Here is a 23,153-nt window from a genome sequence, read left to right as displayed (position 1 = left end):
TTTAATATCGATTATTAGTTTGCTAGCATAATAGAAGGTTAGCATAAGGGGGGATAAGTAATAAATTTTTATTTATACTATTATTTAGATAAGGATTTCCATTTAAAAAGGAGTGAACGAGCGATGAAAGTAGGTTTTATCGGTTTAGGGACGATGGGTCTTCCAATGGCAAACCATTTGCTGAAAAATGGTTTTGAACTAACTGTTTATAATCGCACCAAAGAGAAAATGAATTTTCTTACGGAGCAAGGGGCCATGGTTGCTAATTCTCCTAAAGAAGTTACATTGAAAAGTGATATCGTATTCACGATGCTTACAGCAGATGCTGCCGTTGAGGAAGTCATTCTCGGTGAAAATGGGATTATATATGGTGCTCATCCAGGGCTAATCGTGGTTGATTCCAGTACCATCTCTCCAGTAACAAGTAAAAAATTAGCGGTAGAACTTTCAAAGCATGATATTGATATGCTTGATGCTCCTGTTAGTGGCAGTGAGCCGCAGGCGAATGAAGGAATTCTGACGTTTATGGTTGGCGGTAAAAAAGAAAACTTTGAAAAATGCATGCCTTTGTTTTTAGCGATGGGGAAGAACGCTTATCATGTGGGGGAAAATGGCAAGGGCTCCTATACGAAGTTGGCTAATAATACCATGACGGCGATTAACCTTTTATCATTGACTGAAGGAATTACGATGGCCGCCAAAGCTGGGATCGACCCAGAAATTTTTGTGAAAATAGTGAATGGCGGGGGAGCAAGAAGCGGGCAGGCGGAAATGAAAGCACCCAAAATGATAAACCGAGATTTCACGCCACAATTTATGACGCAATTAATACATAAAGATCTAGGTCTAGCTTCTGATGTAGCAAAAGAATTGGAAATCTCTACTCCCATTCTTTCATTAGTAAAAGAAATCTTTCAGATCGCTAAAGCGAAAGGTTATGGGTCAGAAGACATGAGTTCCGTTATTAAATGCTATGAAGAATGGGCCAGTATAAAAGTTGAAAAAGTAAATGAAGAAATTTAATTAAACGAATTCTTTTTCCCAGGTGATTACTTGTCACTTGGGTTTTTTTATAATAGAATTCAAAAAAATCATTTTGTCAGAATATTTAAATAAATAATGTTATAATAAAGGATAAATAGGAACCTTACATAACAGTGGATTATTGACAAAAGGAGTGTTGGAAATGGAGAGTTATAGTTATTTCAATAATACAAGAATTGAGATGGGGTTGGGTAAAGCTGAGCAATTGCCAATGATGTTGAATGCTCTTCAGGTTGGGCGATCAGTATTATTAGTCAGTGATCCCGGTGTCGTTAAGGCTGGATTAGTCACACCAATCAAATCAACGTTGGAAGAGTCAGGATATCGCGTCGTTTTATTTGATTCGATCTCGCAAAACCCGAGGGATACGGAGTGTTTGGCTGGAGCAAAAATTTTTCAAGAGCAGGGTATTGAGACTGTCGTCGCTGTTGGAGGAGGAAGTGCCATGGATACAGGGAAGGCGATTGCTCTTCTTGGTCCTAATGGCGGTACGCCAGTCAAGTATGTGGAGGGGAAGAGGGAATATGCCAATATTGCCCCGATTATTTGTGTGCCAACCACTGCAGGGACTGGTTCTGAAGTAACCCGTTCCTCCGTGATTACCGAGTCTGCCACACATCGAAAGTTGACTTTAAAAGATGCTTCATTAAGACCTATGATGGCCGTTCTTGATCCAAGATTAACGTTTACCGTTCCGCAGTCAGTTACCGCTGCTACAGGTGTGGATGCGTTAGTTCATGCTATTGAAGGCTATACCTGTAAAATAACCAATCCCATTTCCCAAGCATTTGGCGCAAGAGCGATGACCAAAATTGTTACTTCCTTGCCAGCTGCATTTAAGGATGGAGAAAATCAGCAGGCACGCTATGACATGCTTGAAGGCAGCCTTTTAGCTGGATTATGCTTTGGTTCAACGGATGTGGCGGCTGTCCATTGCTTAGCCGAAGCACTTGGCGGCCTGTATGATACACCGCATGGAGTTGCCAATGCGGTATTTTTACCATATGTATTAAAATTTAATGCGGAAGAAGAGAAGGGCATCCATGCGGATCTGGCAAGATATATGAAGTTTGCCAATGAATCTGATTCGGATGAAAGTGCCGTTGAAAAACTATTAACCGGTATTCGGGAATTTACTACTAAATTGGAGATTCCAAAACTAAAAGATTTGCCAGGAATCCGAAAAGAGGATTTTTCACGAATAGTAGAACTAGCTGTACAAAATAATTCCACGCCTAGTAACATTCGAAACATAAGAGCTGAGGATTACTGGAAGATTCTTGAGCAGGCCTATGAGGATATTTTTTAGGATTTTACGAACCTCTTGATTGAACAAGGGGTTTTTTTATTATTAAAAAAACGAATTTTTATTAATAGAAAGAATTTTCTCGCTAAATTCTTATCATTGCAAAAAATTTCCTTTCAAATATAGGAAAAAACGGAAATCATAATTTGGCACATTTTTTGCAAGTAAATAAGATAGAAAGTCCATTAAAATATTAGGAGTGAATTGATTTAAGCAACAAGACTGCGATTGTAACTGGCGGAAACAGGGGGTTAGGACGGACAATCGCGTTAGCACTCGCAGAAAGAGGAGCCAACGTAGTAGTTATAGGAAGAGATGAAGCAAGAAATAAACAAGTAGTTGGAGAAATTGAACAGCTAAATCGAAAAGCGATTAGTTTTTCTACAGATTTAAACAGTATAGACTCACTAAATGAAATGGTTGAAAGTATAGCTTCCACTTTTGGAACTATTGATATATTAGTAAATAATGCAGGTACATCGCAAACCAATTTTGCTTTAGATGTTACAGAGGAAGAATGGGATAAAGTAATGAATTTGAATGTGAAATCGTTATTTTTTTGTTCACAGGCGGTTGCAAAAATCATGAAGAATCAGGGCAAAGGTAAAATTATTACAGTTTCTTCCGTCGTTGGTGCGGTTGGAGATGTAGGAATAAGCGCATATACCGCAAGCAAAGCAGCTGTCATTAATTTAACAAGATCTCTTGCATTAGAGTGGGCCAGGTTAGGTAATCAAGTAAACGCAATAGGCCCGGCATATATTGAGACAGAAATGAACCATGAGCAGTTAAGTAATCCTAAAGTTCTTGATAAAATAATTGGGAAAACACCGATGAAAAGATTGGGAAATCCTGAAGAAATAGAGGGTGCCGTTCTTTTACTTGCATCAGATGCCGGCAGTTTTATAACGGGCCAAACCATCTTTGTTGATGGCGGATGGCTTGCACAGTAAATAAAATAGTAGAATTTTCTCTTTATTGAAAACGTTTTTCCCGAAAATAGGAAAAATCGCAAACGAATTCTTATTAATAATAAAAATCGTAAATTGATTTCTCTGAAAATTGGATATTCTCCATCAAATTGTTTTGGCATGAATATTGCATAAATAAAAGTGAGGATTTCCAACAGGAAGGAGGCACCGGATGAAGTCCTTAAATATTCAACCGTTTACATTGGGGAATCTGCAAACAAATAGCTATGTTATTTCGGATGAGGAATTTTTTGCATCATTATTGATCCGGGTGAAAACCCCTTTGAATTAATGGAATATATCGGTACTAGAAAGTAGATTATATTTTATTAACCCATTGTCACTATGATCATATTGCCGGGGTAAATTTGCTAAAAAATAAAACTGATGCTTTGGTTGTTGCCCATCAGTTGGAAGCAGAGTGGCTGTTAGATCCCGATTTAAATGGATCAGCTAAGACGAACACACCTATTATCAGTGAGTGGCCAGACATCTTATTAATTGGAGATGAATGGATTCAATGCGGTTCATTAAATATTAGAGCCATACATTCTCCAGGGCATTCTCCTGGCAGTACATGTTTTCTTATCAATGAGGCCTATTTGTTTACAGGGGATACATTACTAGCAGGGGTTGTGTGGCCAACAAATCTTCCATTTGGAGATAGGGAACTGTTAAAGGAATTTATCAAAAACAAACTATTCAGTCTTCCGGGTGATTTCATCATCTACCGGGGTTATGGTGAGACAACCACCCTTGAAACGGGGAAAACATTTACCCTGCAGAGGTGGAACAAGCCATCCTTAAACACCCTTTGGTAAAAGAAGTTTCAGTGGTAGGTGTCCCTCATGAAAAATGGGTAGAAACACCAAGAGCCTATGTTGTCGTAAAAGACAACATGCCAGTAACAGAAGAAGAAATCATCAAGCATTGCCAAAAGAACCTGGCAAGCTATAAAAAACCAACAAGTGTTGTCTTTATTGATGAACTGCCAAGGAACGCTGCAGGAAAAGTATTAAGAAGAGAACTCAGGGAATTAGATAAAATCACGAATGTCGTAAATTAATAGAATATAATCCACTATTGAATCTTACATGCTGATGTATGACAACTCGAACTTAAAAAAGATTGAAGATTGTTATACATCAATTTTTTTGCAAAAAAAAGGCATGTTTTCTAAGAACAAGCCATATTTATTTACATTAATGATGCCTAACCGAACTTTTTTGAAATGTAAAGTTCAAGGGTAGGAAAAAGGAGGAAAAATTTTATGATGACACCGGAACAATATATTGAAAGCCTGCGTAACCAGAAGAAGGAAGTATATTTTATGGGCGAGAGGGTCGAAAATGTCGTTGACCATCCTGCAATGAGGCCACATATCAATGCCGCATCCGTGACGTATAAATTGGGCACAGAGGAAAAATACGAGGAACTGGGCAGTGCCATCTCCCATCTAACAGGTAACAAAATCAATCGTTGGACACATATCCCGCAAAATCAGGAGGATCTTGTTAAAAAAGCGATGATGCTTCGGGTTGCGGGACAAATAACGGGAACATGTTTTCAAAGATGCGTTGGTATGGACGGCTTAATCACTCTTTACTCCACGACTTGGGAAATGGACCAAGAACTTGGTACAGACTATCACGAAAGGTTTAAGCGATTTTTAATTGAGACACAGAATCATGATTATATGACCGATGGAGCCATGACGGATCCAAAGGGAGACAGGTCCAAAAGGCCATCGGAACAACATGACCCTGATTTATATGTAAGAGTGGTAGAAGAAAAGGAAGATGGGATCGTTGTTCGTGGAGCCAAAATGCATCAAACAGGGGCGATAAATTCCCATCAAATTTTAGTTATGCCGGGAACTGCCATGTCCCCGAAAGATGCAGATTATGCTCTTTCGTTTGCGGTACCTGCCGACGAAAAAGGTGTGCTCTACGTTTTTGGAAGACAAGTGAACGACAGCCGTAAATGGGAAGGGAAAATCGATCAGGGAAATGCAAAATATGGTGTAGTCGGTGGAGAGGCATTGATTATTTTTGAAGATGTGTTTGTTCCTTGGGAGCGGGTCTTTATGTATAAAGAAACGCAATATACGGGCAAGCTGGTTGATCGCTTTGCTTCCTACCATCGACAAAACTATGGAGCTTGTAAAGCTGGAAACCTGGATGTCTTAATAGGAGCAACGGCATCACTTGCTGATATGCATGGAATTTCCAAAGCTGGTCATGTGAAAGAGAAATTGGCGGAAATGGCCCACTTAGTTGAAACCATGTATAGCGGAGCCCTTGCCTGCTCCTTCAATTGTTCTAAAAATGGATGCGGCACCGCTTTTGTTGACCCGGTGCTGGCAAATTCATCAAAACTTAACACAGCACGGTATTATCCAGAGGTTACCAAGCTGTCACAAGATTTAGCAGGAGGTTTCGTGGCAACATTGCCATCTGAACAAGAACTGGATAACCCGAGGATTGCTCCTTATATTTATAAATACTATAGCACTGGCGAAAATGCTGATCCAATTGACAGGATTAAAATGGGACGTCTTGTTGAGAATATGACAGGCTCCACTCCAATTATCGAATGTATGCACGGGGCCGGATCACCGCAGGCGCAAAAAGTGGTGATTCAACGTTCGATTAATTGGGGAGAAAAGATTAAATTTGCCAAAGAGATTGTAAAAGATGCTAAGGAGCAAAATGAAGTTCTTCAATAATTTAGGCTCTGTTAAAGGGCATTGTTGATTTTTAACAATGGTGATTGGAGCGGAAGGTGCGAAGACTCCTGCGGGAGTACGGGGCAGGGGAGACCCCGCAAGCGCCAAAGCGCCGAGGAGGCTCCCCGGCACGCCCGCGGAAAGCGAAGCACCTGGAGCGCAAATCAACAACAAAGTTTAACAGAGTCATAATTTAAAAAGTTAGGAAACTATCTGTCCGGACTACTGTCTTAGTGCGGCGTCCGGAATACAGGAGGGAATTTTTTGAATTCTGCCATTAAACAAATTACCGTTATAGGTTCTGGAGTAATGGGCTCGCAAATTGCAATGGTCTCAGCTCTTGCCGGATTTGAGGTCTTTTTACAAGATATTAATGAAGTAAGCTTAAGACAAGCAAAAGAATCCTTACAGGGGCATATGAACAAAAGAATCCAAAAAGGAAAATTAACCGCTCAACAAGTGGAAGAGGCTTTCAGCAAACTTCATTTTGTCACCTCATTAGAAACCGCGTTAAATCAAACCGATTTTGTCATTGAAGCAATTGTTGAAAAATTGGACGCCAAACGCGAGCTATTTGCCGTAGTGGACCAACTGGCTCCAGCCCACGCGATCATCGCCACAAACAGTTCAACGATCGTCAGTTCAAAGCTGGCTGATGCGACAAATCGTCCAGATAAGGTATGTAATCTTCATTTCTTTAATCCTGTTCTCGTAATGGAATTAGTGGAAGTTGTAAAGGGGCCGCATACCTCAGAAGAAACGGCGGCTGCCGCTTTTGGACTAGCCAAACAAATGAATAAGACTCCAATTCTATTAAAAAAGGAAATATCGGGTTTTGTTGCAAACAGAATCTTAGGAAAGGTAATAGATGAAGCCGTTTATTTGCTGGAAAATGAGATTGCCTCGGTGGAAGAAATAGATCTTGCTTGTACAAAAGCTTTTAATCACCCGATTGGTCCGTTTGCTCTTCTAGATTTGACAGGAATTGATGTCAATTATTATATTCGCCAGGTTCTCTACGAAGAAACAGGGGATGAATCCCAAAAACCCAAAAAAATTCTTACTGAAAAATTCTTAAATGGGGAGTTAGGACGGAAAACAGGTAAAGGGTTTTATAGTTATAGTACTTAGAAACAGAAAAACCCTTGTCATGCAAGGGTTTTTCAACACTATTAGACTATTTTAACTAGCATTTGAATGGAAAGTTTTTTAATCATTGACTATGTTTAAGGGCATTGTTGATTTTTAACAATGTTGATTGGAGCGGAAGGCGCGAAGACTCCTGCGGGAGTATGGGGCAGGGGAGACCCTCTATCAGTCTGTGACAAATGATTCAAAAAAAGGAACCATGATCTTAACCCTGAGAAATAGCAAAAATGTGACGGAAGCAGCCAATAAGCTAGGCATTTCTTTAAGTACACTATATCGATGGGTAGGCGAATATCAAATTAATATAAAAGATTACATAAAAAGACAATAAAGATATAGTTGATCCTTATTTTGATGCTTGGCGTGATGCCTCATTTACCCTGAGATGAAAAAACGTTTTTTAGTCATAATCTGCCCTTCTAAAAAGTAAACATGTTATAAGGTTTTCTTTATCCAAACCATTCATTTTATTAAAAATTCTTCTAACTATATGTATGGAATTATTTCAGCCTTGATAAGGAGGAGTTTCAGATGAAATCGGTTGGAATCTTAGGCGTAGGTCAAGCAGGTGGAAATATGGCGGAAATTGCATCCGTCTTGGGTTTTCAAACAGCGCTAATTAATACAAATCAACGTGATGGCGCCGTAAACACCAGAGTGGAAAGAAAGTATTTTGTCCCAGGTTATAATGGGGCAGGCCAAGATCGATCTTTAGGAATGCGCGCGGTTCAGGAAAAATATCGAGAAATGATTGATTTCGTACTGGGTTCCTTTAAGAACATAAAGCTGCTATTGGTAGCTTTTTCAACGGACGGCGGTACAGGGTCAGGGATGAGCCCGCTTTTAATTGACCTGTTAATCGACCAATTGCCTGGCATAAAAGTAGGGGCCATTGCCATCATACCTGAACGAAACGTATTAGCGGGGAATCGAATCAATACCGCGGAGTGTATCGAAGAGCTTTCCCAAATAGAAGGCATTTCTTCTGTTTTCTTGGTTGATAATGATCAGATGCGCAAATTGAAGCCGCAATCCAGCAAGCATGAAATTTACCTCTCTGCTAATCGTCAAACGGTGGAGGCCATCAGTCATGTCCTGAAAATAACAAATAAGAGTTCGTTTTACGGGAACTTCGATGAAACCGATCTTATGAATATACTCGGAACAAGAGGAGTTACCCTCATCTCTTCTGTTGCGATTACTGATACCAAAACCAGTGCGGAAGTGTCGACCAAAGTACAATCCTCTTGGGAAAACTCGATTTTCTGTCCTGTTGAATCACAAGGTGTCATTCGCGCAGGGCTCATATATGAAGGACCAGAGACTATTTCAAAACTTATTAATGTACCTTCTATTTTTGAAAGGGTAGGGGAACCAGTACAATTATTTGAAGGGACGTATCTCTCCGAAACTGACCCTACAGTTACAACCATTCTTGCTGGATTATACTTCCCAACCCGTCGGCTGCTTTCCTTGGAAGAATCTCTAGAAAAGAATAAAGAACGATTACAGAATCTTGTTAAAAAGGAACATACCCAAAAATATGAATCTTCCATAAGCTGGGCATCCAACTTAAAAATTAAAAAGACAGAAAAACAGACTGTATCCATAACATCCAAGTTATCGAAGTATAAGAAATAATGGGGACTTAATGAACACATCGGAATGATACAATCCGATGTGTTTTTTTATATTTCCCGTAAAAATGAACCTTTTTTTCATCACTATGATGCAGAAAAGGTTCATTGATAGTTAATCTAAACGATCTAATCCTTTGTTTTTAACAAGGAACAAATCCAAATACGTCTTGAATTTCGCAGAGGTATGGTAAATCTTTTGAAGATATTTTTTCTTGGCACAGAAATTGCAATTATAAATAGTGACGGCTCAGAAATGTGCAAAGAAAGGAGTGATCCGGTGACTAAGGGGATTGTTCTCATGGATTTAAAAAGGTGAGGGGGCTTGTGCAGCAGGGGCGGGATCGCCTTCAGACAAGCGTTCCTAATGATTCAAAGTGGTGAGTACGACAATGTGCTGATTGCCGTGTTGAAAAAATGAAACATGCCACAACAGAAGAAGCGACACAAGCCATAAATGCAGCTATGGATAACGATTCAAACGAAAAACTTGCTAGTTTAACCTTTCCAGGATTTTTTGGAATGCTTGCCAATCGCTATTTTTATGAAACATGTGCCTCAAAGAAGCATTTGGCCATGGTTGCGTTGAAAAATCGAGAGTATGCAATGAATAACCCCATCGCACAATTTAAAAAACCGACAAGTCTGGAACATATAGATGTCTTAAATTATATTTACTGAAAATTCAAGAAAGTAAGGTGACATATAGAAATTTAGCAGAGATGCCAGTATGACGGATTACAAATTCATTTTTTCTAAGGGGAATAGCTGATGGGAAAATTGGAAAAGGAAAAAAGTTCGTCACTTTCAACTGTAAAAAATGCACTAAATATTTTACGTTCGTTCTCTATGGATGAGCCTGAACAGGGTGTGCGTGAATTGTCTCAATTACTAGGAATGCCCAGGAGTACAGTCCAACGTCTTTTAGCTACTCTCGCAAGTGAAGGATTTTTGGAGCAGAATCCTTCCACAAAGAAATATCGCTTAGGTATTCCCTTCCTTTCGTTAAGTACAATTGTAACTTCACACTTCGATGCCTTTAAAGAATTTTATCCAGTATATAAAGAAGCAGCTGATAAACTTGGTGAAACAATTCGGAGTAGTACATTAGCAGGAACACAAGTAATCCAAGTATATGCATATAGATGCAAATATCCTGGTAGATCATTTAATCATATTGGAAGATATAATCCTGTACATTGTACAAGCGCCGGTAAAGTACTGCTTGCTAATAGCAATGAGGAATTCATTGAAGATGTCATACAAAAAGGGTTGAAGCGATACACCAAATATACGAAGACAGATCCCCATGAATTTCGTGCTGAATTGAAAAAGGTAAGAGAACAAGGATACTCTACTAGTATTGAGGAATTTGGAATAGGTGGGATTTCTGTGGCTGCACCTGTTCATGATTATAGTAGAAAAGTTAATTTTGCAATCGATATAGTAAGTACAGTTGATCGTATAAACCGCCATAACATTTCCAATTTTGTAGAAGAAATTAAGAAAACTGCGGGCAGGATATCAGAAATTTGCCAATTTTATGAATATAGTCGCAGGTGGTAATATAAAGGAATTTTAAAGAAATCTTTCTGTCTTTACCTGCGATTAAAAATGATATTTTTTATTAAACACGTTTACTAGTTATAGTAAATGTGTTTTTTTTTGGATGATTTAAACAACTAATTTTAGTTAGAATAAAAATTAAATATTTTGATATAGTGTCCCAATAATCGGGATTTGATTATGTTCTAAGATTTTAAACATTGTACAATTGAAACTAGTTGGGAAGATGGATTTCAAAGCAAATAAAGTGCATGAAGGGGGGAATAAATAGGGGAATCTTACTATTTCATTATTTTTCCATTTGAAAATAAAATTTTGCAAAAGAGTTGGAAAATTGATTGTTCGTAACAATTTGGAAGAAATATGGGTGGAACATTTAACGATATCTTAAAGGAGGTGTAGTTACTTATTTTACGAAATGAAACCGTTCCAGAAAGACTATCCTTCTTTTTTTACTTGATAGGACGGCCAGGTTAAATGCCATAAAAAGGTAGACCATTATTCTTCAATTTATGAGGAGGAGTTCATATGAGTCGTTTTGATATTTTCCGTGAAGCGGGTAATCCCATGTTTAATAGCAATAAATTAAAGTTAGGAATATTTGGACCAAATATTAGCAATTCATGCACGATGACACATGCTGAAAGTAGTTTTCAACCAAATTTCGAGACGAATGTAAAAATCGCTAAAGTAATGGAAGATGCTGGATATGAATGTATTGTACCTGTTGCACGGTGGAGAGGAATGGGGGGATCCATTAATCTAAACGGTACATGCATGGAGACCTATACATGGGCTGCGGCCATGGCGGCCGTTACAAAAAAATTTATCTGTTCTGTACCTCCCATGTGCCAACGATGCATCCAATCGTTGCTGCAAAAATGATTGCAACAATTGATGATATATCGAAAGGAAGAATCGGACTTAATACGGTAGTTGGCTGGTTCCCGAAAGAGATGGGAATGTTTGGCGGTTCGAGGTTGGAACATGATCAGGGATATAGATATTCTACCGAATGGCTTGAAGTGGTATTAAAACTATGGTCGGAACAATATTTTGATCATAAAGGTGAATTTTTTGAAATTAATGATGGTTTCTCCGAACCTAAACCTGTTCAAAATCCGCGCCCTGTTTTAATAAGTGCAGGAACATCGCCGGCCGGAAGAGACTATGCTGCACGTTTTTGTGATTTTAACTTTGGCTATATCGAAAGTATTGAACAAGGAGCCAAGTGGACTGAGACAGTCAAGAAATTAGCTTGGGAAGAGTACAAACGTGAAATCAATACGTTCACTACCAGTTTTGTAGTTTGTCGTCCTACAGAAAAAGAGGCAAAAGACTACTACAATTATTATGTCCGGGAACAAGGGGATTGGGAAGCTGCGACGATTATTACCGAAATGTTTGGTATGCATGCCTCCTCCCATTCCAGTGATTACCTATCCAAGGCGAAAGAAAAGTTCCTTGGCGGATGGGGGGGATGGCCTTTAGTCGGAACACCAGAACAGGTTGCAGAAGGACTCATTGAACTATCCAAAACAGGTGTTTCCGGATCACTTGTTACATTCGTAGATTATTTACAAGAAATGCCATACTTTAATGAGAATGTTTTACCACTATTAGAGCAAGCAGGATTACGGAATCCAGTAGAAAAGGACTCTAAAAAAGCTGAAAATAAAAACTCAGAGGTTTCCACCGAATCAAAAACTTTCATCAATGCATAAGAAGTAAATTAATATTGCAGGGAGATGATATAATGACAAATTGGATTCTTTTTGGAAAATCAGGAAACCCTTCTTTTGAGGTGACAAAAGCATGGCTTAAAAATCATGGTATTCCTGTCGAAATTCGTAGTGTTTATTCGATAACTGAACAAGAAATTAAGACACTATCTGAAATTACAGATAGAGGAGCAAGAGACCTTGCTTATCCTAATGCCTTCTCATACGCTTTAATAAACCCTCAAAGAGCATCCGATCAAACATTAATAGAGCAAATACACAGTAACACTCTATCTGAAAATGAAATTAAAAACCTACTAGTTCAAAATCCTCATCTAGTCGTATCACCGATCCTTACTAACTTTGATACCCTTATCGTCGGATACCAATATGAAAAAATGGGCAACACATTTCGTTTCGTAAAAGTTAGAGACCCGCTAATTCCTTGAAAAATTTGATCTTAACAGCATTTATTGTACGGGGAGGCCTCAGCACGAAATACATTTGAAAAGCAGCTTTCTAAACTCATTATGGCAGAATATGGTTTTACCTTTGGAGGGGGAGAAATGTTAGTACTTGGTGTGTGCGGGAGTTCTGCATCCAGCAAAAGGACGAAAGCATTAATTGAACATGCGTTAAGCTCAGCACGACTGGAAGGAAACGATATTCAAACGGATATTATAGATTTGTCTGAGGTTACCTTGGATTTTTGCGATGGTAGACCATTTGAAGATTATACTGAGTCAACAAAAAAAGTGCTTGATAAAATAAAAATGGCTGATGCCTACCTATTTGGCTCACCAATGTATCGTGGCAGCATGACAGGAGCTTTAAAAAATTTAATTGACCTGATCCCGAATGATTTTATAAAAGGCAAAGCCGCAGGACTGGTAGCAACAGGTGGCAGTGATCATCACTACTTAGGTCTGGATTTGGGATTTAGAACTGCAATGGCATTTTTTCAGGTTCATATAATCCCTGGTACTTTGTATCACTCAAGGTTTACCGTGGAAGGCGGATATATCGTAGAGGAAAAAGTAAGAGAACAAGCTGAGAGATTTGGCCGGGATCTTGTGGAACTGGCGGCCATGACCAATGGGAAAGTACTTGGTCCATCCTTGTATTAGAACTTTGCTAATAAAAGAGAAAAAAACTTACACGTGAGGTGTTAATTAACTTGACTATAGAAGAAAAGCAACAGGTATTTAAAGAAATCATGGGCAGTTATCCAACGGGTGTAACGATTATTACGACAACTGATTCAAATGGTAATCCTGTTGGTCTGACAGTCAATTCGTTTACTTCAGTTTCACTGAGTCCTTTGTTGGTGCTTTGGTGTATTGATCATAAAGCAAAGTCTTTTGAGGCTTTTCAGGAATGCGATGGATTTGCAATCCATATCCTAGCCTCCGATCAGAAGGATCTTTGTTGGGCATTTGCTGGAAAAGAGCCTGATAAGTTCTCTATAGCCAAATGGAGTTTATCGGAGTACAATTTACCAATTCTGGACGGATCTTATGGGGTTATGCAATGTAAATTGGTAAAAAGGGTCGATGCCGGTGATCATACAATATTAATTGGAGAGGCAGTCGAGTTAACAAAAACGGATAAGAATCCAATGCTATATTTTCGCCGGAATGTAGGGCCCATCCCAGTGAACTGGCCGGCAAGCATTACTTCTCGGTGAAGCGTAATCTGAAAGTTGTTTCTGGAAGGACCCACAATCCACGAAGATTGTGGGGCTATTTCATAATTAAGGCTACGGTAAAGGAGTGATGAATATGTATTACGAGAGTCTCCCGGTGGAAAGAGTTTATCATGGAGTTCACGTAGTGAAGCATTATCTTAAGCAAGAAATCGACCGGCTGAAGGCCATGCGAATTTTAATCGTATCGACGAAGAGTGTTGAAAAGCAGAATGTTTTTCAAGACCTGCTAAATTACGTTTCAGATAGTGATTTCATGATCATCCACACAAAGGATCATACACCTGCCAACGTATTAATGGAACCTATTGGAGAAATTAGAGATTTTCAACCCGATTTAATCTTAAGTTGCGGCGGGGGGAGTTCCATTGATGGAGGTAAGGCACTGTCATTGATTCTTAAAGAGGGGATCGAAACAGAAGATGAGTTTTTTGAGTATTCGATCCAAGGAAAATCCCGAACCCCTAATTTAAGTCCCAGAATTCCTCATATTGCTATACCTACAACACTATCTGGAGCAGAATTCACCTGTTTAGCGGGTGTCACGAATCATGAAACAAAGATGAAACATTTGTTTGTAAATCCAGCTTTAACGCCATTTTCGGTTTTCCTGGATCCAGTATATACAGTGGGAACACCCGAATGGCTTTGGTTGACAAGCGGAATCAGGGCGGTTGACCATGCCGTAGAGACATTATATTCTCCTAAACCCCAACCGATTAACAGTGGTTTGGCCATGGAGGCGTTGAATTGCTTGTATCATTTTCTTCCTCTCAGCAAGAATGACCCATCAGATTTGCAAGCTCGCGTTAAGTGCCAGCAAGGAGCATGGATGTCTCTTTTCTCTATTAATAATATTAAAATGGGTTTGTCACATATGATTGGACATCAATTAGGATCTCATTATGGTATCCCTCATGGGGGAACGTCTGCTATTGTTCTTCCTCATGTTATGGAATTCTTACTGCCTCAAACCAAGCTAGAACAAGCGCGCATTACCGAGAGGCTCGGGTATGAACAGAAAGAATTGTCAATGCAAGAAAAGGCAGAAAGAGCAGCGAATCTGGTTAGAGAATTGGTGAGCCAATTGGGAATCCCAAGCCGTTTAAGGGATTACAACGTGCCAGTAGAGAGTATACCGAAAGTCATAGATGACATCATGATAGAAGTGAAGCATACGGAGAATCCCCTCATACACCAAACATGTACAAGGGAGAAATTACAGATTTTGCTTGAAGGGGCCTGGTAGGACAAAGTGGGCTATTAATTGGTGGTTTTTTATTGAAAAGTTATTGGCAACCCCCGAAAGAATGAGATGGAGGGAGGCAAGACTGGTAGTGACAAAGTTACATGTTAGTGTAATTTTAATGATTACCTTCATATGGGGTTATACGTGGGTAATTATGAAAGTAGGATTAAGTTATTTGCCGCCATTTTTATTTTCATCTTTAAGATTATTAATCGGCGCCATCCTGCTTTTTGCTGTTCAAAAAATTAGAAAAAAGTCATTGATGCCAGCGGGGGATGATTGGAAAAGCCTCTTATTCATGAGTCTATTAATGTCAATCGGTTTTTTTGGTTTGTCCTCATATGGCTTGCAGTTTGTCAGTTCGGGAGTAGGGGCTATACTAGTTTACAGCATGCCTATATTTGTTAGTATTCTAGCTCATTTCTTATTGAAGGAGAGCCTAACATTAACTAAATGCACAGGCCTAATTTTCGGAGCAATAGGACTGATGTTTGTCATGGGCCAACAAATATTAAATCAAAATGTAGATAAAACATTATTTGGACAGCTGCTCATCGTATTATCTGCTGTTTGTTGGGCATGTGCGAATATTTTTAGCAAAAAGTACTTATTTCATTATGATAAAATAAAAATGACTTTTTGGCAGATGCTGGTGGGGTCTTTATTGTTATACATCCTTTCTGTCATGTCAGAACCTTCCTTCCTTAAAGTCCAATGGACAAACGTTTCTAGTTTGTCACTACTTTTTACAGGTGTTTTTTCAACAGCAGTTGCGATTGTTGCTTGGTTTTGGGTGATTGACAAAATGGAAGTGTCGATGGCTTCCATAGTACTAATGCTGGTCCCTGTTCTTGGACTATTTTTCGGGTGGCAACAATTAGACGAGAAAATAACGAACAATATTTGGATTGGGGCTGTGTTTATCTGTCTTGGGATTTTCCTTGGTTCATATAAACCTAAAATAGAAGCTAGGGCGAAGTACTAGATTGGAAACCTATTTTCAAGGGTCAAGTAATATCTTAATGGTAACCATGTGTAAAAGAAGTAAAAGCTGCCGAAAATTTTCGGCAGCTTTTTCCTTTTGTAAATATGTTCACTATATTTCTAAACATTGTTAAGAACACTGTACAGAATGTTTGCATGGTGTTATCTATTATTTACATAATCACATTCCCATCTGAATTGGTGATATGTAAATACTAAGTTATTCTTACGATTCTCCAACTCTTAAATAGTTGGCATATTAGTTGCATGATTATGGATTAAATATACTTTTTGAGAAGAGGTATGATATGAAAACAATTAAGCTTGTTATGATAGGGATGCTATCCTCGATGTCATTAGCTTTGATGTGGGCTGGCTTTCCAATTATCCCCCTTGCCCCATATTTAAAATATGAGCCTAGTGATATTCCCTTGATGATTGCTTCAATGATTTACGGCCCATTAACAGGATTGATAGCGTTAGTCATCAAAAACTCTCTTTATTTCTTCGTACACGGCGGTAATATTTTTGGTATATTCATGAACTTTTGTGCCTCAGGAACTTTTTTATTAATCATGAGACTTTTCTATAAAAAAACAAATATCTTCTTTTCTGCAGGAATAGGCACCATTGCGATGGCATTGATAACCATTCCTTTAAACGTTATGATCGTACCTTTGGAATTCGGCATGGATGTTAATAAGGTGTGGGCAATGATATTGCCTGTGTACATTCCTTTCAATTTAATAAAAGGAGCCTTGAATACTATATTATTTATTTTAGTGTGGTCACAAGTAAAAAAACGGGTTTACAGTTCTTCACTAGCGGACAGGATACCATTAAAAACTGAAGGTGATACCATTGAATCCTAGGATCAGCATTGTTGGCATTCCAGGAATTAAAGAAGTGGTCCCTGGTGATAATATCCCGCTTATAATAGATAATGCTTTAGATAGCAATAATTTAGAATTATCAGAGGATGATATACTAGTGGTCGCTCAAAAAATTATTTCAAAAGCTGAAGGGCGGTATATGGATCCCAAGGAGGTCATTCCTTCTAAGGAAGCGATTGATATCGCAAAAAATATGGTAAATAAGAGCCCGGAAGAAGTACAAATCATCTTAAATGAGTCACGTGAAATTATTAGACATACCAAAAACGTTTTAATTACTGAGCATAAACTTGGATTCATAATGGCAAACGCCGGTGTTGACTCCTCTAATGTTGAACCAGGAAAATTTTTGTTGTTGCCTAAAGATCCTGATAGCTCTGCGGGGAAAATAAGGGATTATTTTAAAAGAAAATATCAATTGCCCATTGCGGTAATAATCAGTGACACATTTGGCCGCCCATGGCGCAGCGGACAAACCAATGTCGCAATTGGTCTGTCAGGGATGAATCCATTATACGACTACATTAATACATTTGATACATTTGGTAATTGCTTAAAAGTTACCAATATTGCTCAAGCTGATGAAATTGCCTCCGCTGCGGAATTGATAATGGGAAAAGCAGATGCTATTCCTGCAGCTCTAGTAAGAGGTGTAAAATTTCGTAAAGGGAAAGGCACCGCTGCTGATCTAATCAGAGAAAAAAAAGAGGATCTATTCCGTTGATCCAGTCCAGCTCTTTAAAGGTGGTGATAATAAGGGAGGATATTATAACACTATAAAAATATTTTTCTATTATCGAATTTTAGGGAGGAATAGGAATTGGCAGATTCATACCAAATTGGAATTGATATGGGCGGGACTTTCACTGATATTGTGGTTATTAATCAAAATGGAGAAATGTGGACAGATAAGGCCGACACAACTCCCAGAAACTTAATTGAAGGCCTGTTAAACAGTGTTGAAAATGTTTCTGGGCAAATGGGGCTGGAGAGTACGAAGTTATTGAACCAGTGTGACAGATTTGTCCATGGGACCACGATTGTTACCAACAGTATTGCCGAATTAAAAGGGGCCAAAGTCGGCCTTTTGGTCACAAAGGGATTTCGGGATACCCTCCGGATTGCCAGGTCTCCCAGAATCGATAATCGGGATCATCATAAACAAGTAAACATGCCTGATTTAGTGGACAGGAAATGTATTCTTGAAGTGGAAGAACGCCTTGACAAAAATGGCAGAGTCGTCGTGGAGATCAATCAACAGCAGGTTGAAAAGGCAGTTGAACAATTAGTCGTTGAACAGAATGTGGAAGCGATTGCTGTCTGTCTTCTTTGGTCTTTCTTAAATCCTGAACATGAGCAGCAAGTAAAACAAATCATTGAAACAAAATATCCTTCCGTCTATGTCACCATCTCTTCAGAGTTATATCCGGTTATGCGTGAATATGAACGAATGGTAACCACAACTTTGAATGCGTTTACAGGACCAAAAGTGGTTCGATATGTTGATCAAGTCCAAACTGAGTTGGAGGCAAAGGGACTAAAATCTCCTGTTGTCTTTATCCAGTCATTTGGCGGCAGCTTAAGTGCAGAAGAAGTCCGCCTTGCCCCGATTACATTAGTCGATTCCGGACCGGTTGGCGGTGTATTAGGCTCCAATTACCTCGGGAACACCTTGGGAATAAAAAATATGATCACTGGTGACATGGGGGGAACCAGTTTTGACTGCTCCGTCATCGTCAATAACAACCTCACCAAAACACAACGCGTCTATTTACGGGAGTTTTTAACGGGTCTCAGCAAAATTGATGTTACTGCCATTGGGTCCGGCGGCGGATCGATTGCCTGGCTGGATTCACGCGGGGTACCGCAGGTAGGACCGCAAAGTGCAAGTTCAGACCCGGGACCAGTTTGTTATGGCAGAGGCGGCGACCAGCCTACCGTGACGGATGCCAATGTCGTTTTAGGATTTATTGACCCAGAGTATTTTCTCGGAGGCAGAAGGAAGTTAGAGAAGGAACGGGCAGAAGAGGTCTATTATGAAAAACTTGCCTCCAAATTGGATATGAGCATTATGGATGCAGCAGCTTCTGCCTATCAGCTTGTCGTAGCTTCCATGAGTAATGCCGTCCGCGGTGTCAGTGTCGAGCGCGGTTATGATCCGAGCGAATTTACCTTTGTTGCTTACGGCGGTGCACTGCCTGTATTTGCTGCAGAGATTTGCCGGGAAATTGGAATTCGAAAAGCCATCATTCCAAGCACTTCTGCTGTCTTTTCAGCTCAGGGCCTGTTAGCTGGAGATGATGTCCGCAACCTCGTAAGATCCTGTTTTTGGAAACCGGGACAGGATGTTGAAAGCGTTAACAAAATCCTCGAGGAAATGGAGGAACAAATCAAAGCCAGTCTCTATGCAAGTGGATTTAAAGAGGGAGAGTATGAGATTCAAAGATATGGTGATTTCAAGTTTGAAGGCCAAATTTTTGAATTACCAGTACCCATTCCTTCAGGGGAAATTTCGAAAGAAACAATTGAAGAGATTTCCAACAATTTTGCCCCTTTATATGAAGCAGAATACGGCCCTGGCACGGCTTGGGTTCATTCACCGGTCAATATGCTGACAGTCAGGGTTACCGGAATTGGCCATGTCGAAAAATTCCAGCCAAAAAGCTTTCCAAACAATCCGATAAATGCGGAGGATGTTAAGAAAGGAACGCGTAAAGTCTATTTGCCGATGGAACATAAATTGGCGGAAATCCCTGTTTATGACGATCGTGAAATTACACCTGGTTCAAAGTTCGCCGGTCCTGCCATTATTGAAAGAACTCAAACAACCATATTTATTCCAGAGGGCGTTATTGCCACAATGGATAATTACCGTAACTATCTGCTAGAACTTTAATTCAATGGAAGAAGGGAGATTAGTGTATGGCAAATACAAAATCTAATCCATTAACATCTGCAAATCTGATTAAGGCCGAAATCATCCGGCAGCAATTATACAATATTGCTCAAGAAATGGGTATTGTCATGATTAGAACGTCGGGGGACCCTGTTATCTCAGAAGCGGTGGATTTCTCTACCTTTATCGCTGACAAGGATGGGGAGATTATTTCGTTTTCGGGTTATATGACCATGCATGCAGGTCCGGCTCGTCAGGCCGTTCGCCATATACTGGCCACTTATTCACAGGAGGATATAAAACCTGGTGATGCCTTTATCTGTAATGATCCCCACACAACTGGAGCGTGCCATCCCCCTGATGTAGGAATTGTAAAGCCAATTTTTTACGATGGAAACTTAGTTGCCTGGTGTTGGGCTGAAGGCCACTTATTGGATGTTGGGGGCATGTCGCCGGGCGGATTTGCCGTTACTGCCACTGAAGCGTATCAAGAGGCGCTGCGTTTTCCCGGCATAAAGATTGTCAGTGAGGGAAAGATTGTTCAAGATATTTTCCATTTGCTTCAAGCAAACTTCCGGATGCCACAGCACGATATGAATAACATTCGCTGTTTCATCGCAGCCTGTAATATTTGTGAAAAGCGGACGATTGATATGATTGATAAATATGGATTGGAAGAATTCAATAAGTATGTGGAACTGAATAAAGAATTATCGGAAAAAGCTTATCGCGAGCGGATTGCTAAATTACCAGACAAAACATATGAAGCAACGGAGTGGATCGAGCATAATGGCCATGAAAATAAACTATGGCCAGTCCATTGTAAGTTAACGATTCAAGGGGATAACATTACTTTGGACTTTACCGGAACAGCCCCGCAAACAGATGGATTTGTCAATATTTCGGAGGGGACGGCAATCGGATGTTTGATGACACCGATTATGCTTGTATTGACGCCAGATATTCCGTTTAACGAAGGTATTATTAGAGCAACCAATATGATTCTCCCTGAGGGCACGGTGATAAATTGTAAAATGCCGGCACCTGTTTCCTCGGGGCATATGGAAGCGGGAATGCGTGTAACGAAAGTGGTTACAGAACTTCTCAGCCGTGCAATGATTGAAAGTGAAGATGAATGGGTTCGAAGTCATGCGATGGCATGTTTCCATGACAGCTGGGTGGTAGGTGTATTTGCCGGCAACGACCGGGAAGGAAAACCGGTTGTGTTTTTGGATATGAATGGCGGCGGCGCAGGCGGCGGTGCGCAAACGGTCTCTGATGGGCTGGATGCAGCAGCCAGCTTTACACAATTAAGTAATGGACTGCCAGATATAGAAATTAATGAACTGACCAACCCAATCCTTTATTTATGGCGGAAATTAAATGTCAATTCTGGAGGCCCGGGCAAATATCGAGGCGGGCAGGGGATTGAATTCGGCTGGATTCCATGGGGTACAGAAGGCGGGAATGAACTGATCAGTTCCGCATGCTCGCAGGTCCCGGCACGCGGAATAATGGGAGGGTATCCTGGTGGCACCAGTGGACATTGGATTGTCAGGAATGCCAATGTCGAAAACCTAATGAAAACAGGAACATTGCCAAGCTTCGAACAGCTCAAAGGGGAAAAAGAACTGCAGCCATTTAAACATGTGACGCCGATTTCGCAGGGGGATGTATTTGTCCAATTTGAGGGCGGCGGCGGAGGGTTGGGAGACCCGCTTAAACGTAACCCCGAAGTTGTTTTGAAAGACTTCAACGATGGATATATCACACAAGAGATGGCAGAGACAGCATATGGAATTGTTATTGATGAAAAAGGTAATCTTGACGAAGAACGCACTAAAACACGTAGGGAATTAATCAGAAGAGAGCGGCTGGGCCAGTCAGCTCCTCCCAAGCAAAAATTGATTGTCAAGAAATCACTCAAGTTTGTAAAATCTGCCGGCGATGCCCTCCAGGTAAGTGCAGATTCTAATGGACAGAGGTATATGTGCTGCTCTGATTGCGGGACTGTCCTTTCAAATATCGAAGAAGCATGGGAGCAGGGTGCAGGAAGAATTGTCACGAAAGCCTCAGAAACGCTGGGTAACTTTGGCATGTTTTTGAAAGTCAAAGATACTGCCCCTTATGTTAAACTTCAAGAATTGATCTGTCCAGAATGCGGAACCATGCTTGGTGCTACGACAAGTGTTAATGAATAACTAAAAAGTGCAAAGTGACCCTCTTTCTTATAATGAAAGGGGGAACTTTGTTCACCCAATCCGTTTTATTTTACATGGAGGTTGAAATCTATGGATTTATCCGTTTGGTTTATAACAGAAAAGACCCCTATTCATAAGGTGGCCGAACTGGCAGAAAGGGCAGAGAAAAATGGTTTTGCAGCTGTTTGGTTTGCAGAAGCTTGGCGCGAAACCATCGTACCGTTAACCGCAATCGCCATGAAAACCAATACCATAAAATTTGGTTCAGGTGTTGGTCAATTATTTCCCAATAATCCGACAACTCTAGCACTGCAGGGTACTAATCTTCAGGAATTATCAAATGGACGGTTTATAATGGGCCTGGGCTTAAGCACACCCTTTGTTGTTGAAAATTGGTATGGAAGCCGATATGAACGTCCTTTAAAACAAATGAGAGAATCCATTGAGGTTATAAAGGGAATACAAACCTCAAAATCAGGCAATCGATTTAATTATGATGGAGAATTATTTAAAATCAAAAAATATAAATTACCGGTAAATTTGGAAAAACCTTTCCCTGTTTATATGGCAGCAATCGGGCCCAAAATGCTGCAGCTTGCTGGTGAGACTGCTGATGGTTTAGTCATTGGAGCTTTACATTCTCCGCGATATTTAAGTGAAAATGTATATCCCAATCTTAAAATTGGGGCAGAACGTTCAGGCAGAGATTTATCGAACTTACAAATTATTTACGGACAGATTTGCTCCATATCCCACAATAGGAAAGAAGCCTACGACAGGGCTAGAAGATCTGTGATGTATACAGCCCAGTATCCTCATTATCAACGCGTCATGGAAGAGGAGGGATTTGGCGAAGAGGTAAAAGTCATTAGTCAGGCTTTAGAACAAAGGGATTATGAAAAAGCAGCAAAATTAATCACTGACAAGATGGTAGACCATTTTACTATTGCTGGTGAACCTGATGAATGCAGGGAAAAGATACTAAGATATCGCGATTACCCTGGAATGCCCATGTTAACTTTAATTCCATTCAAAGTCAGTGAACAAGAAGTAATTGATAATATGGAGCTGATTATTGAAACATTTAAAAAATAATACCCAAA

General features: G+C 39.9%; 22 protein-coding genes and 1 pseudogene. All 23 read left to right on the top strand.

Annotation, left to right across the window (positions count from 1 at the left end; genetic code table 11):
- Window positions 1-60: 60 nt before the first annotated feature.
- The 23 genes and pseudogenes from PH210_RS08375 (at window position 61) to PH210_RS08270 (ending at window position 23,145) form a co-directional block, all read left to right on the top strand.
- Complete coding sequence (locus tag PH210_RS08375) at window positions 61-1,023, top strand: NAD(P)-dependent oxidoreductase (protein WP_289984992.1); 963 nt, start codon at window positions 61-63, stop codon at window positions 1,021-1,023.
- A gap of 163 nt (window positions 1,024-1,186) precedes the next feature.
- On the top strand, window positions 1,187-2,353 hold the full coding sequence (locus PH210_RS08370) for an iron-containing alcohol dehydrogenase (protein ID WP_289984572.1): 1,167 nt from the start codon (window positions 1,187-1,189) through the stop codon (window positions 2,351-2,353).
- A gap of 200 nt (window positions 2,354-2,553) precedes the next feature.
- Window positions 2,554-3,303 carry an SDR family NAD(P)-dependent oxidoreductase gene (locus PH210_RS08365; RefSeq protein ID WP_289984991.1) on the top strand — a complete coding sequence of 250 codons (750 nt, stop codon included), beginning with the start codon at window positions 2,554-2,556 and terminating at the stop codon, window positions 3,301-3,303.
- A gap of 341 nt (window positions 3,304-3,644) precedes the next feature.
- On the top strand, window positions 3,645-4,142 hold the full coding sequence (locus PH210_RS08360; protein ID WP_289984990.1) for an MBL fold metallo-hydrolase: 498 nt from the start codon (window positions 3,645-3,647) through the stop codon (window positions 4,140-4,142).
- Window positions 4,109-4,387: an AMP-binding enzyme gene (locus PH210_RS08355; RefSeq protein ID WP_289984571.1), complete on the top strand. Its 279-nt coding sequence runs from the start codon at window positions 4,109-4,111 to the stop codon at window positions 4,385-4,387. Before PH210_RS08360 ends, PH210_RS08355 begins: the two co-directional genes overlap by 34 nt.
- Before the next feature lie 204 nt (window positions 4,388-4,591).
- A complete protein-coding gene (locus tag PH210_RS08350; protein WP_289984570.1) occupies window positions 4,592-6,049 on the top strand; it encodes a 4-hydroxyphenylacetate 3-hydroxylase family protein in 1,458 nt (485 codons plus the stop codon).
- A gap of 264 nt (window positions 6,050-6,313) precedes the next feature.
- Entirely contained in the window at window positions 6,314-7,180 is an 867-nt protein-coding gene (locus tag PH210_RS08345) for a 3-hydroxyacyl-CoA dehydrogenase family protein (protein WP_289984569.1), read from the top strand.
- Window positions 7,181-7,397: 217 nt separating this feature from the next.
- Complete coding sequence (locus PH210_RS29745; RefSeq protein ID WP_354669973.1) at window positions 7,398-7,529, top strand: helix-turn-helix domain-containing protein; 132 nt, start codon at window positions 7,398-7,400, stop codon at window positions 7,527-7,529.
- A gap of 200 nt (window positions 7,530-7,729) precedes the next feature.
- Window positions 7,730-8,839: an FtsZ/tubulin family protein gene (locus tag PH210_RS08340; protein ID WP_289984568.1), complete on the top strand. Its 1,110-nt coding sequence runs from the start codon at window positions 7,730-7,732 to the stop codon at window positions 8,837-8,839.
- A 318-nt stretch (window positions 8,840-9,157) separates the two neighbouring features.
- Window positions 9,158-9,492 (top strand): annotated as a pseudogene (locus tag PH210_RS08335) (thiolase family protein); the annotation flags it as partial.
- Window positions 9,493-9,606: 114 nt separating this feature from the next.
- Window positions 9,607-10,401, top strand: coding sequence for an IclR family transcriptional regulator (locus PH210_RS08330; protein WP_289984566.1), 795 nt, complete (start codon window positions 9,607-9,609; stop codon window positions 10,399-10,401).
- 528 nt (window positions 10,402-10,929) lie between these two features.
- A complete protein-coding gene (locus tag PH210_RS08325) occupies window positions 10,930-11,286 on the top strand; it encodes an LLM class oxidoreductase (protein WP_289984563.1) in 357 nt (118 codons plus the stop codon).
- On the top strand, window positions 11,193-12,125 hold the full coding sequence (locus PH210_RS08320; RefSeq protein ID WP_289984561.1) for an LLM class flavin-dependent oxidoreductase: 933 nt from the start codon (window positions 11,193-11,195) through the stop codon (window positions 12,123-12,125). The genes PH210_RS08325 and PH210_RS08320 overlap by 94 nt, the downstream gene beginning before the upstream one ends.
- A gap of 32 nt (window positions 12,126-12,157) precedes the next feature.
- Window positions 12,158-12,571 (top strand): thioredoxin domain-containing protein, encoded by a 414-nt coding sequence (locus tag PH210_RS08315; RefSeq protein WP_289984560.1) that lies wholly within the window; start codon window positions 12,158-12,160, stop codon window positions 12,569-12,571.
- Window positions 12,572-12,688: 117 nt separating this feature from the next.
- Complete coding sequence (locus PH210_RS08310; protein ID WP_289984558.1) at window positions 12,689-13,249, top strand: NADPH-dependent FMN reductase; 561 nt, start codon at window positions 12,689-12,691, stop codon at window positions 13,247-13,249.
- Between the two features lie 50 nt (window positions 13,250-13,299).
- Window positions 13,300-13,809 (top strand): flavin reductase family protein, encoded by a 510-nt coding sequence (locus PH210_RS08305; protein WP_289984557.1) that lies wholly within the window; start codon window positions 13,300-13,302, stop codon window positions 13,807-13,809.
- A 94-nt stretch (window positions 13,810-13,903) separates the two neighbouring features.
- Window positions 13,904-15,076 carry an iron-containing alcohol dehydrogenase gene (locus tag PH210_RS08300; RefSeq protein ID WP_289984556.1) on the top strand — a complete coding sequence of 391 codons (1,173 nt, stop codon included), beginning with the start codon at window positions 13,904-13,906 and terminating at the stop codon, window positions 15,074-15,076.
- A gap of 88 nt (window positions 15,077-15,164) precedes the next feature.
- On the top strand, window positions 15,165-16,061 hold the full coding sequence (locus PH210_RS08295; protein ID WP_289984553.1) for a DMT family transporter: 897 nt from the start codon (window positions 15,165-15,167) through the stop codon (window positions 16,059-16,061).
- 262 nt (window positions 16,062-16,323) lie between these two features.
- Window positions 16,324-16,932, top strand: coding sequence for an ECF transporter S component (locus PH210_RS08290; protein WP_289984551.1), 609 nt, complete (start codon window positions 16,324-16,326; stop codon window positions 16,930-16,932).
- Window positions 16,922-17,677, top strand: a complete 756-nt coding sequence (gene cofE / locus PH210_RS08285; RefSeq protein WP_289984549.1) for a coenzyme F420-0:L-glutamate ligase — start codon at window positions 16,922-16,924, stop codon at window positions 17,675-17,677. The genes PH210_RS08290 and cofE overlap by 11 nt, the downstream gene beginning before the upstream one ends.
- A gap of 96 nt (window positions 17,678-17,773) precedes the next feature.
- On the top strand, window positions 17,774-19,849 hold the full coding sequence (locus PH210_RS08280; protein WP_289984547.1) for a hydantoinase/oxoprolinase family protein: 2,076 nt from the start codon (window positions 17,774-17,776) through the stop codon (window positions 19,847-19,849).
- Between the two features lie 26 nt (window positions 19,850-19,875).
- Window positions 19,876-22,050: a hydantoinase B/oxoprolinase family protein gene (locus tag PH210_RS08275; protein WP_289984544.1), complete on the top strand. Its 2,175-nt coding sequence runs from the start codon at window positions 19,876-19,878 to the stop codon at window positions 22,048-22,050.
- A gap of 90 nt (window positions 22,051-22,140) precedes the next feature.
- Window positions 22,141-23,145: an LLM class flavin-dependent oxidoreductase gene (locus PH210_RS08270; protein WP_289984542.1), complete on the top strand. Its 1,005-nt coding sequence runs from the start codon at window positions 22,141-22,143 to the stop codon at window positions 23,143-23,145.
- The last annotated feature ends 8 nt before the right edge of the window (window positions 23,146-23,153 follow it).

It is taken from the genome of Paenibacillus sp. BSR1-1 (assembly GCF_030403775.1).
Taxonomy (GTDB): domain Bacteria; phylum Bacillota; class Bacilli; order Bacillales; family Cytobacillaceae; genus Neobacillus.
Note: the sequence above shows the minus strand (reverse complement) of the source record. Positions and strands in the feature narration are given on the sequence as shown.